Source organism: Streptomyces venezuelae, from assembly GCF_008642355.1.
Classification (GTDB): Bacteria; Actinomycetota; Actinomycetes; order Streptomycetales; family Streptomycetaceae; genus Streptomyces; species Streptomyces venezuelae_B.
Genome location: NZ_CP029193.1, coordinates 4,940,471 through 4,954,742, shown reverse-complemented (window position 1 = coordinate 4,954,742; position 14,272 = coordinate 4,940,471). Strand labels below are relative to the sequence as shown.

Annotated in this window: 15 protein-coding genes and 1 riboswitch; of the genes, 8 read left to right on the top strand and 7 right to left on the bottom strand. The window is 70.9% G+C overall.

Features of this window, described 5'->3' with window-relative positions; genetic code table 11:
• The first annotated feature begins 82 nt into the window (after positions 1–82).
• Positions 83–239: riboswitch (cyclic di-AMP (ydaO/yuaA leader) on the top strand.
• Positions 240–245: 6 nt separating this feature from the next.
• Complete coding sequence (locus DEJ47_RS23085; RefSeq protein WP_150171213.1) at positions 246–1,448, top strand: C40 family peptidase; 1,203 nt, start codon at positions 246–248, stop codon at positions 1,446–1,448.
• Positions 1,449–1,610: 162 nt separating this feature from the next.
• Here the strand turns inward: DEJ47_RS23085 and DEJ47_RS23080 are convergent, their stop codons facing one another.
• Entirely contained in the window at positions 1,611–1,964 is a 354-nt protein-coding gene (locus DEJ47_RS23080; protein ID WP_150171211.1) for a hypothetical protein, read from the bottom strand.
• 195 nt (positions 1,965–2,159) lie between these two features.
• Between DEJ47_RS23080 and DEJ47_RS36510 the strand changes: the two genes are divergently transcribed.
• From DEJ47_RS36510 to DEJ47_RS23070, 3 genes are read left to right on the top strand one after another with little or no spacing between them, the layout of a single operon-like run.
• Positions 2,160–2,297 carry a hypothetical protein gene (locus DEJ47_RS36510; protein WP_161235163.1) on the top strand — a complete coding sequence of 46 codons (138 nt, stop codon included), beginning with the start codon at positions 2,160–2,162 and terminating at the stop codon, positions 2,295–2,297.
• Positions 2,298–2,310: 13 nt separating this feature from the next.
• Complete coding sequence (locus tag DEJ47_RS23075) at positions 2,311–3,357, top strand: NlpC/P60 family protein (protein ID WP_150171209.1); 1,047 nt, start codon at positions 2,311–2,313, stop codon at positions 3,355–3,357.
• A 30-nt stretch (positions 3,358–3,387) separates the two neighbouring features.
• Complete coding sequence (locus DEJ47_RS23070) at positions 3,388–4,029, top strand: hypothetical protein (protein WP_150171207.1); 642 nt, start codon at positions 3,388–3,390, stop codon at positions 4,027–4,029.
• A gap of 7 nt (positions 4,030–4,036) precedes the next feature.
• Here the strand turns inward: DEJ47_RS23070 and DEJ47_RS23065 are convergent, their stop codons facing one another.
• Positions 4,037–4,768: a LuxR C-terminal-related transcriptional regulator gene (locus DEJ47_RS23065; RefSeq protein WP_150171205.1), complete on the bottom strand. Its 732-nt coding sequence runs from the start codon at positions 4,766–4,768 to the stop codon at positions 4,037–4,039.
• Positions 4,765–6,054 carry an ATP-binding protein gene (locus DEJ47_RS23060; RefSeq protein WP_150171203.1) on the bottom strand — a complete coding sequence of 430 codons (1,290 nt, stop codon included), beginning with the start codon at positions 6,052–6,054 and terminating at the stop codon, positions 4,765–4,767. Before DEJ47_RS23060 ends, DEJ47_RS23065 begins: the two co-directional genes overlap by 4 nt.
• A 184-nt stretch (positions 6,055–6,238) precedes the next feature.
• On the opposite strand from DEJ47_RS23060, the gene DEJ47_RS23055 reads away from it, so the two are divergent.
• Together DEJ47_RS23055 and DEJ47_RS23050 are read left to right on the top strand one after the other, a co-directional pair.
• Positions 6,239–7,618, top strand: coding sequence for a PspC domain-containing protein (locus tag DEJ47_RS23055; protein WP_150171201.1), 1,380 nt, complete (start codon positions 6,239–6,241; stop codon positions 7,616–7,618).
• A complete protein-coding gene (locus DEJ47_RS23050; protein ID WP_150171199.1) occupies positions 7,605–7,856 on the top strand; it encodes a hypothetical protein in 252 nt (83 codons plus the stop codon). Before DEJ47_RS23055 ends, DEJ47_RS23050 begins: the two co-directional genes overlap by 14 nt.
• Here the strand turns inward: DEJ47_RS23050 and DEJ47_RS23045 are convergent.
• From DEJ47_RS23045 to DEJ47_RS23035, 3 genes are all read right to left on the bottom strand, one after another.
• Complete coding sequence (locus DEJ47_RS23045; RefSeq protein ID WP_150171197.1) at positions 7,825–8,412, bottom strand: DoxX family protein; 588 nt, start codon at positions 8,410–8,412, stop codon at positions 7,825–7,827. The two genes, DEJ47_RS23050 and DEJ47_RS23045, sit on opposite strands and share 32 nt — an antisense overlap.
• Positions 8,413–8,569: 157 nt before the next feature.
• Entirely contained in the window at positions 8,570–9,835 is a 1,266-nt protein-coding gene (locus tag DEJ47_RS23040) for a hypothetical protein (protein ID WP_150175804.1), read from the bottom strand.
• A 151-nt stretch (positions 9,836–9,986) separates the two neighbouring features.
• The gene (locus DEJ47_RS23035) at positions 9,987–10,772 is read right to left on the bottom strand and encodes a class II aldolase/adducin family protein (RefSeq protein ID WP_150171195.1); all 786 of its coding nucleotides are present in this window, start codon (positions 10,770–10,772) and stop codon (positions 9,987–9,989) included.
• Between the two features lie 178 nt (positions 10,773–10,950).
• On the opposite strand from DEJ47_RS23035, the gene DEJ47_RS23030 reads away from it, so the two are divergent.
• Entirely contained in the window at positions 10,951–11,430 is a 480-nt protein-coding gene (locus DEJ47_RS23030) for a pyridoxamine 5'-phosphate oxidase family protein (RefSeq protein WP_150171193.1), read from the top strand.
• 83 nt (positions 11,431–11,513) lie between these two features.
• Here DEJ47_RS23030 and guaA read toward each other — a convergent pair whose 3' ends face one another.
• Positions 11,514–13,100: a glutamine-hydrolyzing GMP synthase gene (gene guaA / locus DEJ47_RS23025; RefSeq protein ID WP_150171191.1), complete on the bottom strand. Its 1,587-nt coding sequence runs from the start codon at positions 13,098–13,100 to the stop codon at positions 11,514–11,516.
• Positions 13,101–13,542: 442 nt separating this feature from the next.
• On the opposite strand from guaA, the gene DEJ47_RS23020 reads away from it, so the two are divergent.
• Complete coding sequence (locus tag DEJ47_RS23020) at positions 13,543–13,830, top strand: chorismate mutase (protein ID WP_161235169.1); 288 nt, start codon at positions 13,543–13,545, stop codon at positions 13,828–13,830.
• The last annotated feature ends 442 nt before the right edge of the window (positions 13,831–14,272 follow it).

Genomic DNA, 14,272 nt, shown 5'->3' with positions numbered 1-14,272 from the left:
TCAACCTTCACAGGCACCACACGAGTTGGCTAGCGTGCCCGGCGGGCCACTCGTCCCCCCACCGGCGAACCCCGCCGGGAACGGGCGGCCTCCGCCGAGTCCGACGTGTTCGGAGCCGGGGACCCACCGAGAACTTGGGGTGAATCGGTCCCGTACTTCGTACGGGACCGTAGGGCAGCCTTCCGAACCATCCGCCCGAACCCGACAGCTAACCCGGTAGGCGGTCTACGGAAGGAGTCGCCTCCTTGGCGTCGCACCGCAAGCCGCGGGACCGGGCAGCCGGCATTCGTACGGCCCCCGCCATCGGCATCACGACGGCAGCCCTCACCTCCGTCGCCCTCCTGTCGCAGAGCGCACAGGCCGCGCCCTCGGCGCCCACCAGGCCCAGCCTCGAAGAGGTGCAGAAGAAGGTCGACGAGCTCTACCAGCAGGCGGGGGTCGCCACCCAGAAGTACAACTCGGCCAAGGAGCGCACCGAGAAGCAGCGCAAGAAGGTCGACCGGCTCCTCGACGACGTGGCGCGGCGCACGGACAAGCTGAACGACGCACGCCAGGAGCTGGGCTCGTTCGCCGCCGCGCAGTACCGCACCGGCGCCGTCTCCGAGACGGCCACGATGATGCTCGCGAACGACCCGCAGGGTTACTTCGACCAGAACCACCTGGCGGACCGGCTCACCACGCGCCAGAAGAAGGCGGTCGACGCCTACCAGGCGGAGCAGGCGTCGGCGACGAAGCAGCGCACGAAGGCCGCGAAGAGCCTGGAGACGCTGACCGACTCCCGGGACGAGCTCAGGACGAGCAAGAAGACCGTCCAGAAGAAGCTGGGGGACGCGCGCGAGCTCCTCTCGAAGCTGACCGCCGAGGAGAAGGCGCGGCTCGCGGAGATCGAGCGGAAGAAGAAGCAGGAGGCCAAGCGCAAGGCGGAGAAGCTGGCGCGCGAGCAGGCCGCCGAGGCGGAGCGCAAGCGCAAGGCGGAGGAGGCGGCCCAGCGGGAGAAGGAGCGGGAGGGAGGCCAGGGCACCGGTTCGGACTCCGGCACCGGCTCAGGTTCCGGTTCCGATTCCGGTTCGGGCTCCGGAAGCTCGGACGGCGGCTACGCCACCAAGGCCGCGAAGGTCATCGCCTTCGCGGAGGCCCAGATCGGCAAGCCGTACGTCTGGGGCGCCACCGGCCCCGACTCCTACGACTGCTCCGGCCTCACGCAGGACGCGTGGAAGGCGGCGGGGATCTCGCTGCCGCGCACCACGTGGGACCAGGTGAAGGTCGGCACGACGGTGAAGACCGCCGACGCTGAACCGGGTGACCTGGTGTTCTTCTACGACGACATCAGCCACGTGGGGATCTACATCGGCGACGGCAAGATGATCCACGCCCCGAAGCCGGGCGCGAACGTCCGCGTCGAGTCGATCTACTACATGCCGATCCACAGCGTGGTCCGCCCCGCCTGACGCGGCGGCGCCCGTTCCACGCGCGCGTGGCCCGTATCCGGGAGGGATACGGGCCACGCGCGCGTAGAGGCCGAAAACTCAGGGTCGGATCGGGGCCGCCCCAGGACCGGCTCAGGGCCGACTCAGGACCGGCTCGGCCCCTCAGGTCCGCCCCCGGCCCGCTCAGGTCCAGAGCACAGCGATGAAGATGTTCGCCGTGGTCAGCAGGCCGACCGCCCCGAACATGCCCTTGTCGACCTTCTCCTCGTCGCGCTTCACGTAGACCAGCGCGAGGATCACGATCAGCACGGCCAGCTTGACGCCGATCTTGACGTTGTTGACCGTGTGGTCGTCCGCCTGGTTGAGGCCCACCAGGGCCACACCGGTGACGAGCATGGTCAGCGCGCCGTGCAGCATCGCGGGGCTGAAACGCGCGGTGCCCTGGCCCATCTGCTTCATCTGGGTCAGGAAACCGCCCAGGAGCGAGGCGATGCCGATGATGTGCAGGCCGACGAAGAGATGGATGAGTACGTCCATGAGGCCGGAGCCTAGCCGGGCCCTCCGCCGCACCCGGCAGGCGCCCCTGTAGCACCGCCCCGTCTTCGGATACGCAGGAAACGAGCCATCGGTCAGACCCGCGAGCGAAACGGCCACCACCCCACGACGCACACGGTCACGCCCGGACACCGTTCCGCCCACTTCCGTCTATTGCGCACAATCCATCACCAACCCGTGACGGCCAGGTTTAGCGTCCTCCACCAGGTGACCGGCTCCCCACCGCCGTCCGACCCGGGACGGCCGTCGGTCACCACCGCCGAGAAACCCGGCGGCGGCCTGCTCCCCCTGTGCGGGCCGCCGCCGGACACGTGAGGAGCCCTTCTTCGTGCCAGCGCACCGCAAGCCCCGACAGCGCTCGCTCAGCGGCAGCACGGTCCGCACCGCCGCCACCCTCGCCCTCGCCGGCGCCGCCTCGGCCACCGCCTTCGACGGCACGGGACACGCAGATCCCCGGCTCGGCCCCGCCGAGGTGAAGTCCAAGGTCGACTCGCTCTACCGCGAGGCGGAGACCGCCACCGAGAAGTACAACGGCGCCAAGGAGAAGGCGGAAAAGGCCGAAAAGACACTCGGTAACCTGCGCGACGAAGCCGCCCGCAAGACGGAGAAACTCAACACCGCCCGCAACAGCCTGGGTTCGTACGCCGCCGCCCAGTACCGCGCGGGCGGCATCGACCCCTCCCTACAGCTCGCGCTCTCCTCCGACCCCGACCAGTTCCTGGACCGCGCGTCACGTGCCGATCGCGCCGGCAGCCGCCAGGCCGTGGCCGTCGGCGAGGTACGGGACCAGGTGCGGGAGCTCGACCGACTGCGCGACCGGGCCGACGACCGGCTCGAAGCTCTCCGCACGCGCCAGGCGGAGCTGCGCAAGCACAAGAAGACGATCACCGGAAAGCTCGGTGAGGCGAAGCGCCTCCTGTCCCGCCTCACCGCCGAACAGCGCGCCGAGCTCGCCGGCCCCTCGGACGATCGCGCCACCCGCTCCACCGCCCGCGAGGCTGCCCTGGGAGCCGCGAAGGCGCCCGACGCCCGCGCCGCAGCCGCCGTCTCCTACGCGTACAAGGCTCTCGGCAGCCCCTACGTCTGGGGCGCCACCGGCCCCGACGCCTTCGACTGCTCGGGGCTCACCCAGGCCGCCTACCGTTCCGCGGGCGTCGCGCTACCCCGTACCACCTACTCCCAGATCGCCGCCGGCCAACGCGTCCCCCGCTCCGAACTGCGCCCCGGCGACCTGGTCTTCTTCTACTCAGGCATCAGCCACGTCGGCCTCTACGTCGGCAACGGTCAGATGATCCACGCCCCGAACCCGAGCGCCCCCGTCCGGCTCGCCCCCATCGACCAGATGCCGTTCGCCGGAGCCACACGCGTGTCCTGACCTGCGGGCCCCGCCAGTATTGTCACGCGCATGCCTAGCCGTACGCTGCCTCCGCCCCCGCCACCCGTGTACCTGCGCACCTGGCCGGACCGGCAGACGCTGCTCACCGACCGCGCCATGGCCCTCCAGGAGCTGCAGAGACGCCACCTCGGAGTGAGCCGGCTCCTGCTGCTGTGGCTGTGCGGACTCGGCGGCGTCACCGGCTGGGCGCTGCTGATCCAGCCGATCCGGTACATCGACGACAAGGACCCCAGCGCCTTCCTCCTGGGCCCGGTCCTCATGGTCCTGGGTCTCGCGCTGCTGGCCCCCGCGGTCATCGGCGTCGTCCTCGGCATCCGCCGTGATCGGCGCATACGCCAACTCACCCACGCCTGGCTCGCCTTGGACAGCCATCCCCCGTCCGAGACCCGGCTGCGCTCCCCCGGCCTCAGCCTCCTCTGGCTCCTGTCGTCCCTCGCCGTGTGCACGCTCGGGCTCTGGACGTCCTTCTCCTCGGCCGCGTACGCCGAACCGGGCGAAGAGACCTACGCCGACGTCATCCTCGGCATGGGCGCGGGCCTGCTCGTCTGGCTGACCGGCCTCTTCGGCGCCGCGAAGGCGGTCGGCCACTACCGCTGGGCGCTGCGCAACCTCGGCCCCTCGCTACCGGTCACCACCGCCGCCCGCCGCTAGCGCCCGCTCAGACCAGCCGTCGCGCCGTCGCCCACCGCGTCAGCTCGTGGCGGTTGGAAAGCTGCAGCTTCCTCAGCACTGCCGACACATGCGACTCCACCGTCTTCACGGAGATGAAGAGCTGCTTGGCGATCTCCTTGTACGCGTATCCGCGCGCGATGAGCCGCAGGACCTCGCGCTCGCGCTGCGTGAGGCGGTCCAGGTCCTCGTCGACCGGAGGCGCGTCGGTCGAGGCGAAGGCGTCCAGGACGAATCCGGCGAGGCGCGGCGAGAACACCGCGTCACCGTCCTGCACACGGAAGACGGAGTCCACCAGGTCGGTGCCGGTGATGGTCTTGGTGACGTAGCCACGGGCGCCGCCGCGGATGACTCCGATGACGTCCTCCGCGGCATCGGACACCGACAGCGCGAGGAACCGCACCGGGTTCTCCGCGTCGGCCATCAACGGCGCGCACCGGCGCAGGACTTCGACGCCTCCGCCGCCCGGCAGGTGCACGTCCAGGAGGACGACCTCGGGGCGCGTGGTCGTGATGACCGTGACCGCCTGGTCGACGTCGGCCGCCTCGCCGACGACTTCGACACCGGTGACGTCGGTGCGGCCGATCTCCGCCTGCACTCCGGTGCGGAACATCCGGTGGTCGTCGACGAGGACGACTCTCACACGACGCCCGTCCGCACCGCCGCCCTCGTCCGTCCCGGTCGGCTCCGTGGGCCCGCTCGCCCCGGTCGCGTCGCTCATGTCGTCGCCGTCCTCTCCATCTCCAGCTCGACTTCCGTGCCGCCGCCCGGCACCGCGCGCAGCCGCGCCGTGCCGCCGTTGCGCTGCATACGGCCGATGATCGATTCTCGTACGCCCATGCGGTCGTCCGGCACGGAGTCCAGATCGAAGCCGGGACCCCGGTCCCGTACGGACACGAACACCGTCTCCCCCTCGACTTCGGCGAAGACCTGCACCGCGCCGCCCTCGCCACCGTACTTGGCGGCGTTCACCATCGCTTCCCTCGCGGCCTGCATCTGCGCGGTCAGCCGCTCGTCGAGCGGGCAGTCGCCCACGACGACGACCTCGATGGGAACACCGTGCTTGTCCTCGACCTCGGCGGCGCTGCGGCGCACCGCCTCGGCGAGGGTGTCGGGTTCCTCGTCATCGTCCTTGCCGGTGCCCTCGGGTTTGTAGAGCCAGGCGCGCAGGTCGCGCTCCTGGGCGCGGGCGAGACGGCGCACCTCGCTCGCGCTCTCCGCGTTGCGCTGGATCAAAGTCAGGGTGTGCAGCACGGAGTCGTGCACATGGGCAGCGACCTCGGCTCTCTCCTGGGCGCGGATGCGCATGAGCCGTTCCTCGGAGAGGTCCTGCATCATGCGGACGAGGTAGGGACCGGCGAGCAGCGCGACGCCGACGAGCACGGCGAGCGAGGCCTGCAGCACGGCGCCCAGGTGCGCGGCGGAGCCCTGCAGCACGAAGATGCCGGACACCCCCGCGCCGACCAGCAGCACTCCGGCCGCGGAGCGGGCGATCGTCAGGGTGCGCCTGCGACGGCCGACGGCCATCCAGCGGGCCCTGCGGGCGTTGTCCGCCTGCCGCCAGACGAGGGCGACGCCGGCGGCGACGAGCAGCGTCGGTACGACGTACGCCTTCGTCGAGCCGTCCAGGTCCACGTTGCTGACGAAGACCATGGCGACGACGAGCATCGCGAGGAGCGCGACGAGTTGCCCCTTGTCGGGTTTGCGGGCGACGAGTCTTCGGCGCCCGTCCGGCGCTGTCTCGGCCGTGACGGCCGCGGGCGGCCGTTGGGCGTCCACTCCGCCCACGCCGAGCGGGACGAAGAACCAGAACGCCGCGTAGAGCAGACCGCCGAGGCCGTCCGCCGTGAACAGGCCGACGAAGATCAGGCGGACCCAGATCACAGGTAGTCCGAGGTGTCCGGCCAGACCGCGTGCGACACCGCCGAGCCAGCGCCCGTCACCGCTGCGATAGAGCTTGCGCAGCGGTCGGACGTCGTCGATGGGCGGTGCAGCGGCTTCCGGCATGTTCTCGATATTCACACGCGGGCGCGGGTGGGAGCATCAGGGTCGACCCCCGAGACTTCCCTGATCCGTTCCCCTGCCTCGCCCCTGTCAGGGGTGCGGCCCGCAGCCTCTCAGGGCCGATATCAGGGTTCGTCCAGGGTCGTCCCGACTGCCGTGGCGGCCCCGTGGCGGTCACCATGGACACATGACAGATCAGCAGCCCGCCGAGACGGAGACCGAGGCCGCCGTGCGCGGCGCCTCGCGCGCCGCGCACGGCGTCCCGGGCGGTCCCGCGGACGCTTCTGACTCGGGCCTGCCCGCGGAGGAGCGCAAGTTCCGCCGCGACCGTCGGCAGAAGAGGATCGGCGGCGTGTGCGCCGGTCTCGGCCGGCACTGCGACATGGACCCGGTGATCTTCCGCATCGGCCTGGCCGTGCTCGCGCTCACGAGCGGGCTGGGTCTGGTGTTCTACGGCTTCGCGTGGCTCTTCGTGCCGTACGAGGACGAGGAGGAGAACGAGGCGCGCAGGCTCCTCTCCGGCCGGGTCGAAGGCCAGGCGCTGACCGCCGTTCTGTTCGCCCTCGTCGGCTGTGGCGTCTTCCTGACGCTGCTGAACAACGGCGGGGCGCTGACGTTCGCCGCCGTGCTCGCCCTGCTCCTCGCGGGCGCCGGGTACTGGTCGCAGCAGCGCGACACCCTCGATCCCGATCCGGTGGCGGCGCAGGCCGCGGCGGACGCACCGCCGGAGGCAAAGGCACCGCCCGTCGCCGGGGGCCCTTCGTGGTGGCGTGACCCGATCATCAAGGACGGGACGTACGACGGTATCTCGGGCTACTTCTGGGGTCCGGAGGGTCTCAAGCCCGAGGGTCTCACCGTCGAGTACCGGGTGGCGGGCCACCGGGCGGGCGTGTATCGCGAGGCGAAAGAGCCCAGGCCTGCGCCCGCACCCCGCGGGCCGCGCTGGATCGGCGGCTGGGTGTTCCTGACCGCCCTGCTCGCGGGCGGCCTCGGGACCGGGCTTACCTGGGAAGATCACCCGCTCGGCACCTCTTTGCAGGTGGGCCTCGCGTGCGCGCTCGGGGTGTTCGGTCTCGGTATCGCGGTGAGCGCCTTCCTCGGGCGCACCGGGGCGGGCTCGATCGTGCTGGCGGTGCTGACCGCCGGCCTCCTGGCCGCGTCGGCGGCCCTGCCGAAGAACATCACGACGCACTACACGCACACGGACTGGATACCGACCGCGGTGGCGGACGTCCGGCCTCGGTACGAGGTGGGGCTCGGCAGCGGCACGCTCGATCTGAGCAAGCTCGACGTCGGCAAGGGTGAGACGTTGCGGACGGGTGCCGAGATCGGCGCGGGCAGCATCGATGTGATCCTGCCGAAGGACGCCACCGTGCGGCTCGACGTGGAGGTGGGCGTCGGCGACATCACGTTGCCGGGCGACAGGGACAAGGACCTGGACGTCGCTCCGGGGCGGGAGAAGACGGTGACGCTGCGGCCGCCCTCGGGTGGCGACGGCGGCGGCACGATCGATCTGCGCCTCGAAGTCGGCGTCGGACAAGCGAAGGTGATCCGTGCTACGTCATGAATTCCACCCCGGCAAGCTGATCGCAGGGCTCTGCCTGCTGACGGTCGCGGTCGTGTACGCGGGTGACGCGGGCGGTGCCTGGGATGCCCCGTGGTTCGTCGCGCTGCCGCTCATGATGGTCGGCCTGTTCCTGGCGGGTGTGGCGGCGGCGATCCATGGGATACGTCCGAGAGGGGCGGCCCGTTCCGGTGGTGGTGGCGGCAGCGTCAGGGAGCCGCGGGACCAGGGTCTGTCCTAGCGGGCATGTCCGGGCCCCGGGGCGTTCGGCGGCGGGCGGTGCGAAGGGCGTCGACGGAGAGGACTGCGGCTCCGGCGAGGATCAGCGGCAGCCAGGCCATCAGGTAGGCCAGATCGTTGCCGTAGTAGTAAGGCTCCTCGTGCCAGCTGACGGTCAGCCAGAGGCTGAGCGAGATGAGCGCGCCACCGACTGCGGCGACCCGGGCGAACAGTCCGATCAGGGTGCCGATGCCGACGGCCAGCTCTCCGAGGGCGATGGCGTAGCCGAAGCCGACGGGGCTCTTGAGGGAAAGGTCGACGAGAGCGGGGATCGCGGAAATGTCGCGGACGCCCTCCATCTGGGCGCCGATAGAGCCCGCACCGCTCGCCTGCATGAAGGTGCTGTCGGTGAGCTTGTCCAGGCCCGCGTAGATGAAGGTGATGCCGAGGAAGATCCGCAGGGGGAGCAGGGCGTAGCGCGTGGCGAACTCCCGCCAGTCGTCGCGCCTGGTGCGGCCTTTGTGACCGGCGGGCCCGGTCTGACCGGTGTGGCTGTTCGTACGCATGCCGTGCGCCATGGCACTCCGCCGCCTCTCGCGTGGTCCCGTCATCTGACGATACGTACGAGGAGGGGCTGCTGCTCAGTGGCGTGCAGGGGGATTCCGTCGGCGGTCCGGGCAACAGGCCCGGGGCAGGCCTTGGGAGGCCGTGGGTGGGGAGGGGGGACGTTGTGGGTCAGTCCGTTACGTCGATCGTGACGCGGTTCGTCTCGACGCCCGCGGCCGTGACGACTTGGACCTCGACGCGGCCGGGTTCCACGTCGACGGGGACGGGGACGGTGAGGACCGCGTCGGTCGGATTGGTGAAGCCGCCCGGCACGGGGACGAGTGGCACGTGGACGTGGACGGCGCCGATGCGGACGACCGTGCGGGCGAGCCGGTCCGCGTCCCCGGCGCCGGGCGGGACGAAGCCCGCGCCGCGGATCTCGATGTCGTCGCCCGTGCGGATGGGGGCGTCGAGGTCGCCGGCCTCCCGCGCGCGGACGACGGAGAGGATCACGGGACGGCCGCCCTCGGCGTACTTCCCCGCCAGGTATGTCGCGGCGGAGACCAGCACGAGCAGGGCGAGGCCCCACGGCAGGTCAGGCAGCTGCTCGGGGCGGCGGGCCAGGCGCACGGCGGCGAAGATCACGGCGACGGCGCTGATCAGAACGTACTGCGCGTCGGTGAAGCTGCCGCGGCCCGCGTCGTCCGTGAGTGGGTCGGAGGCCCGGGGCCGGTCCGCGCGGACCTTCTGCAGGCGCTGGCCCAGCACGCGCAGGCCGACGACCCTGCGCACCAGGACGGCGACCGCGCACACCACGGCGAGGACGGTCACTGTTCCCGCGGCACGGGCGAGTTGGAGGCCGTCGATCAGTTCGTCGCGTTCCGTGTGTCCCGAGGCGGCGGCGAGTTCGCCTGCGAGGACGAGTACGGCGAAGACGACGAGGAGCACCCAGGAGGCGGCCACAACGCGCGAGGTGGAGAGCCGGTTGTCCTCGCCGATCACCGGGGCGAGGACTCCGCCGCGTGCCCGGTGCGCGTATGCGGCGCCGGACAGCAGGGCACCCATGACGAAGGCGGCGAGGAGGCCTGCTGTGCGCGCGTGCGACCAGCCGGCGCCGATCGCGGTGAGCGCCTGGACGAGGAGGAGTACGCCGAAGGAGCTCCAGACGACGCCGAGCGTGCGGGCCCACAGGCGGCCCAGCCAGGCCTCGCCCTCGGCCCTGCCGCGCTCGGAGACAGTGCGCGCGGACTGGGTCAGCTCGTCCGACACCCACTGCCTGGAGGCCATCGCCGAGTGTGCGACGGCCGCCGGCAGTCCCTCCCCCGCCGCGAACCCGTCGCGCTGGGCGAGGAACGCGGCCACGGCACGCCGGTGTCCTTCACGCGCCCCGTGCGGGCAGCCGCCGCACGTGCAGCCACCCCCGTGCACGCCCTGCCCCGCCTCCTGCACCGCCACCGCGTACGCCGCCTTCCCCACCCTCGAAGCCTCTGGGGCTTCCCGCGAACTTCCCCGCAGAGAAAGGGAATTGTGCCGTACTGGAGGGCGAACGAATGCCCGGGGTCAGGTCAGCGGGGGTGAATGGCGCGGCTCGGCGTTGACGCCGAGGTCAGGCCAGCAGATCGGGTTCGCTGCGGCTGATGTCCTGCCACAGGTACTGGTAGTTGATCCACGCGACCAGGTCGCTGCCGAGTTGTTCGCGGGTCTGCACCGCTTGCTTGTGGCCGATCAGCACGGGGCGCCCGGCCGCCCGTGCGCTCAGCTGGACCTGGCAGGAGCGGTCCATGGAGATGAACCACCAGGCGGCGGCGTCGACGGAGTCCCCGACCGTGAGCAGGCCATGGTTGCGCAGGATGACCGCCTTGTGGTCGCCGAGCGCGGTGGCGATCCGCCGGCCCTCCTCGGCGTCGACGACGACGCCGGTGTAGCCGTCGTACAGCGCGTGGCTCTCGTAGAAGGCACAGGCCTCCTGGGTGATCGGGTCCAGGAGTTCGCCGAGCGTGGAGAGCGGGCGGCCGTGCAGGGAGTGGCAGTGTGCGACGGCGACCACGTCGGGTCGTGCCAGGTGGGCTTGGGCGTGGACGGTGAACGCGGCCTGGTTGACGTGGTGGCGCCCCTCCACGACCTGACCGTCCGCGTTGGCGAGGACGAGGTCGCCCACGGTGATGTGCTTGAAGGGCATCCCGAAGGGGTTCACCCAGAAGCAGTCGGTGTACTCCGGGTCGCGTGCGGTGATGTGGCCGGAGACCCCGTCCTCGTAACCGAGCCGACCGAAGATCCGCAGTGCGCCTGCGAGCCGCTCCTTGCGGTGGCGCCGTTCGTCCGCCACGGAGGTGTGGACGGGCGGCATCGCGAACTGCAACCGCTCGACGGGTATCGGTGTGGGCGCCTGCATGTGTCCTCCATCCGTGGTCGTACGGGGCGGAAGTTACCGGCGGGAAGCACAGGAGGACAGAGGTGCGACGCGATCAAGGGTGCGAGGTGCGGCACGTTCGGAGGGTCGGTGAGGGGCGATGGGAGCGGGGCGGTGAAAGGCGACAGGAGGTGTCGGGTATCGGCGGCAGACTCGTCGTATGACGTGCAAGTGGAAAGCCTTCGCCACCGCAGAGCCCGACCTCGCCGCGACCGTCGAGAAGCGGTTCGGCGCGTTCACGCACCACGTTCTCGCGACGCTCCGCAAGGACGGGGCGCCGCGCACGACCGGGCTCGAGGTCCGCTTTCTGCACGGGGAGCTGTGGCTCGGCATGATGCCGAACTCCCTCAAGGCACTCGACCTGCGCCGCGATGGGCGCTTCGCGCTGCAGGCGAACCCGGGGGCGGGCACGGAGATGGCGGGCGGCGACGTCCGTATCGCGGGGCGGGCGGTGGAGGTGCGGGACCCGGCGACCGTCGCGCGGTACGCGGACACGGTGAATCCGCCGGACCCGGACGCCTTCCACCTCTTCCGCACCGAGCTGACGGAGGTCGTGCGGACCTTCATCGAGGACGAGAAGTACCTGGCGGTGCAGCTCTGGAAGCCGGGTGCCGGGGTGCGCGTCACACGCCGGACGTGAGAACGCCGGTGCCGCCCCTCCGTGACGAAGACGGAAGAGCGGCACCGGCGCTCAGCAAGGCGTGGGGAGGTCGACCGCGGGGGTCACTCCCACTCGATGGTCCCCGGCGGCTTCGACGTCACGTCGAGCACGACGCGGTTCACGTCGGCGACCTCGTTGGTGATACGCGTCGAGATCTTCGCGAGGACGTCGTACGGCATGCGGGTCCAGTCGGCCGTCATGGCGTCCTCGGACGAGACGGGGCGCAGGACGATCGGGTGGCCGTACGTACGGCCGTCGCCCTGGACGCCGACGCTGCGGACGTCCGCGAGCAGCACGACCGGGCACTGCCAGATCTCGCGGTCGAGACCGGCCGCCGTCAGCTCCTCGCGGGCGATGGCGTCGGCTTCGCGCAGCAGGTCGAGGCGGTCCTTGGTGACCTCGCCGACGATGCGGATGCCGAGACCGGGGCCGGGGAACGGCTGGCGCTGGACGATCTCGTCCGGCAGACCGAGCTCGGCACCGACCATCCGGACCTCGTCCTTGAACAGCTTGCGCAGCGGCTCGATGAGCTGGAACTCGAGGTCCTCGGGGAGCCCGCCCACGTTGTGGTGCGACTTGATGTTCGCGGTGCCGGTGCCGCCACCGGACTCGACCACGTCGGGGTAGAGGGTGCCCTGGACCAGGAACTCCACCGGCTGGTCGCCGGGGGCCTCGGCGACGATCTCCGCCTGGGCTTGCTCGAAGACACGGATGAACTCGCGCCCGATGATCTTCCGCTTCTCCTCGGGGTCGGAGACCCCGGCGAGCGCGGCGAGGAAGCGCTCCTGCGCGTCGACCACCTTCAGCTGCACGCCGGTCGCGGCGACGAAGTCCTTCTCGACCTGCTCGGTCTCGCCCTTGCGCATCAGGCCGTGGTCGACGTAGACGCAGGTCAGCTGCGAGCCGATGGCCTTCTGCACGAGGGCAGCGGCGACCGCGGAGTCCACACCGCCGGAGAGGCCGCAGATCGCGCGCTTGGTGCCGACCTGCTCACGGATCGCGGCGACCTGCTCGTCGATGACGTTGTCGGTCGTCCAGTCCGGCTTGAGGCCGGCGCCGCGGTAGAGGAAGTGCTCGAGGACCTGCTGACCGTGCGTGGAGTGCATGACCTCGGGGTGGTACTGCACGCCGTACAGCTTCTTCTCGTCATCCTCGAAGGCGGCGACCGGCACGACGTCCGTGGACGCGGTGACCGTGAAGCCCTCGGGCGCGGCGCTGCACGCGTCGCCGTGGGACATCCACACGGACTGCTCGGTCGGGGTGCCCTCGAAGAGCGTGGAGCCGGCCTTGGAGACGGACAGCGGGGTGCGGCCGTACTCACGGGCGCCGGTGTTGTCGACCGTGCCGCCGAGGGTCGTGGCCATCAGCTGGAAGCCGTAGCACATGCCGAAGACGGGGACGCCGGCCTCGAAGAGCTGACGGTCGACGGTGGGCGCGTGCTCCGCGTACACCGACGAGGGGCCGCCGGAGAGGATTATGGCCGCGGGCTTCTTCGCGAGCATCTCGGAGACGGGCATCGTGCTCGGCACGATCTCGCTGTAGACGCGGGCCTCACGGACGCGACGGGCGATGAGCTGGGCGTACTGCGCTCCGAAGTCGACGACCAGAACGGTGTCGGGAGCGGCGGCAGCGGGGGGCGCTGATGGCACGGCGGCGGCCTTCCGGCGTTGAGCTTGAGCGGTGCGTGAGCAGAGGCTCGTGCGTGAGCAGGGGGTCTGTGTTTGTCAATTCTAACGGGCCCGGCGCGGCGCCTTCGTCGTATCCGACGGTCGCCCCGACTCACACCGACGCGGCCCCCATCCCTCCCGGCGGGTGCCCTCGCACAACGGTGGCCGTCTCAGCATCCGAGCCGCGGGGAGTCCCGATTGACCCGGCACGCGCGCGTGGGGGCATACTGGCTGCGTGACCAAGCACCTCAGCTTCCTCTTTACCTATGGCAACCGGCCTGCCGGCTGCCATGGTCGAGCTGCTTGATCCCACCGACAAGCGACTTACCGGGCGCCCCGGGCCGACAAGGCCCGGGGCGCTCTGTCGTACGCGGGTCCTGCCGATCCGGGGGCACCTCTTCAGACGAAGGAGACCCCCATGACGATGACGACCACCACCGCGGACAAGACCGGCGCCCGCACCCCCGAGGCCGCCGGCGTGATCGAGAACGCACGTGAGCGGATCGACGCGCTCGACGACCGGATCATCGGTCTCGTACAGGAACGCATGGCCGTTTCGGCCGTCATCCAGGAGGCCCGCATCACCTCGGGCGGCCGCCGTGTGAACCTCTCCCGCGAGATGGAGATCCTCGGCCACTACAGGGACGCGCTCGGCAAGCCCGGCACCGCGCTCGCGATGACGCTCCTGGAGCTGTGCCGGGGCCGCGTCTGACGGCCGTCGTTCCCGGGCCGGGCCCGGTGGCAGCTGCGGATCTGAGTTCGGATCCGCTCTCACCCGTACGGCGCGTGACCGGTCCCGGAGGCGCTTCGTTGGTCTCAATGTCCGTGTCAGCCAGGTGCGGGCCCGCAAGAACCACGCGTGGCTCCACTGGAGCGATGAGGCGCAGGGATCGCTCCTTGCGCCGTGGGACCTCGCTCCAGTGACGTGACCGGACGGCAGGGGACAGCAGCCCGGTCACCCAAGAGAACGGTCGGCTTCGGGGACGCCCGGAGCCGGCCGGCCTCCGTCCCGGCACCCGGGCCGAATCCCCGGCCCTTCCCCCCCAGATGTGGTCCAAACGGTTGCGCAGCGAACAACCCATCCAGCACGATGCGTAGAAGGACGGGCAGCGAATCCCGCCGTCCACAACTTCATTGCCAGTGGTCGATACCAC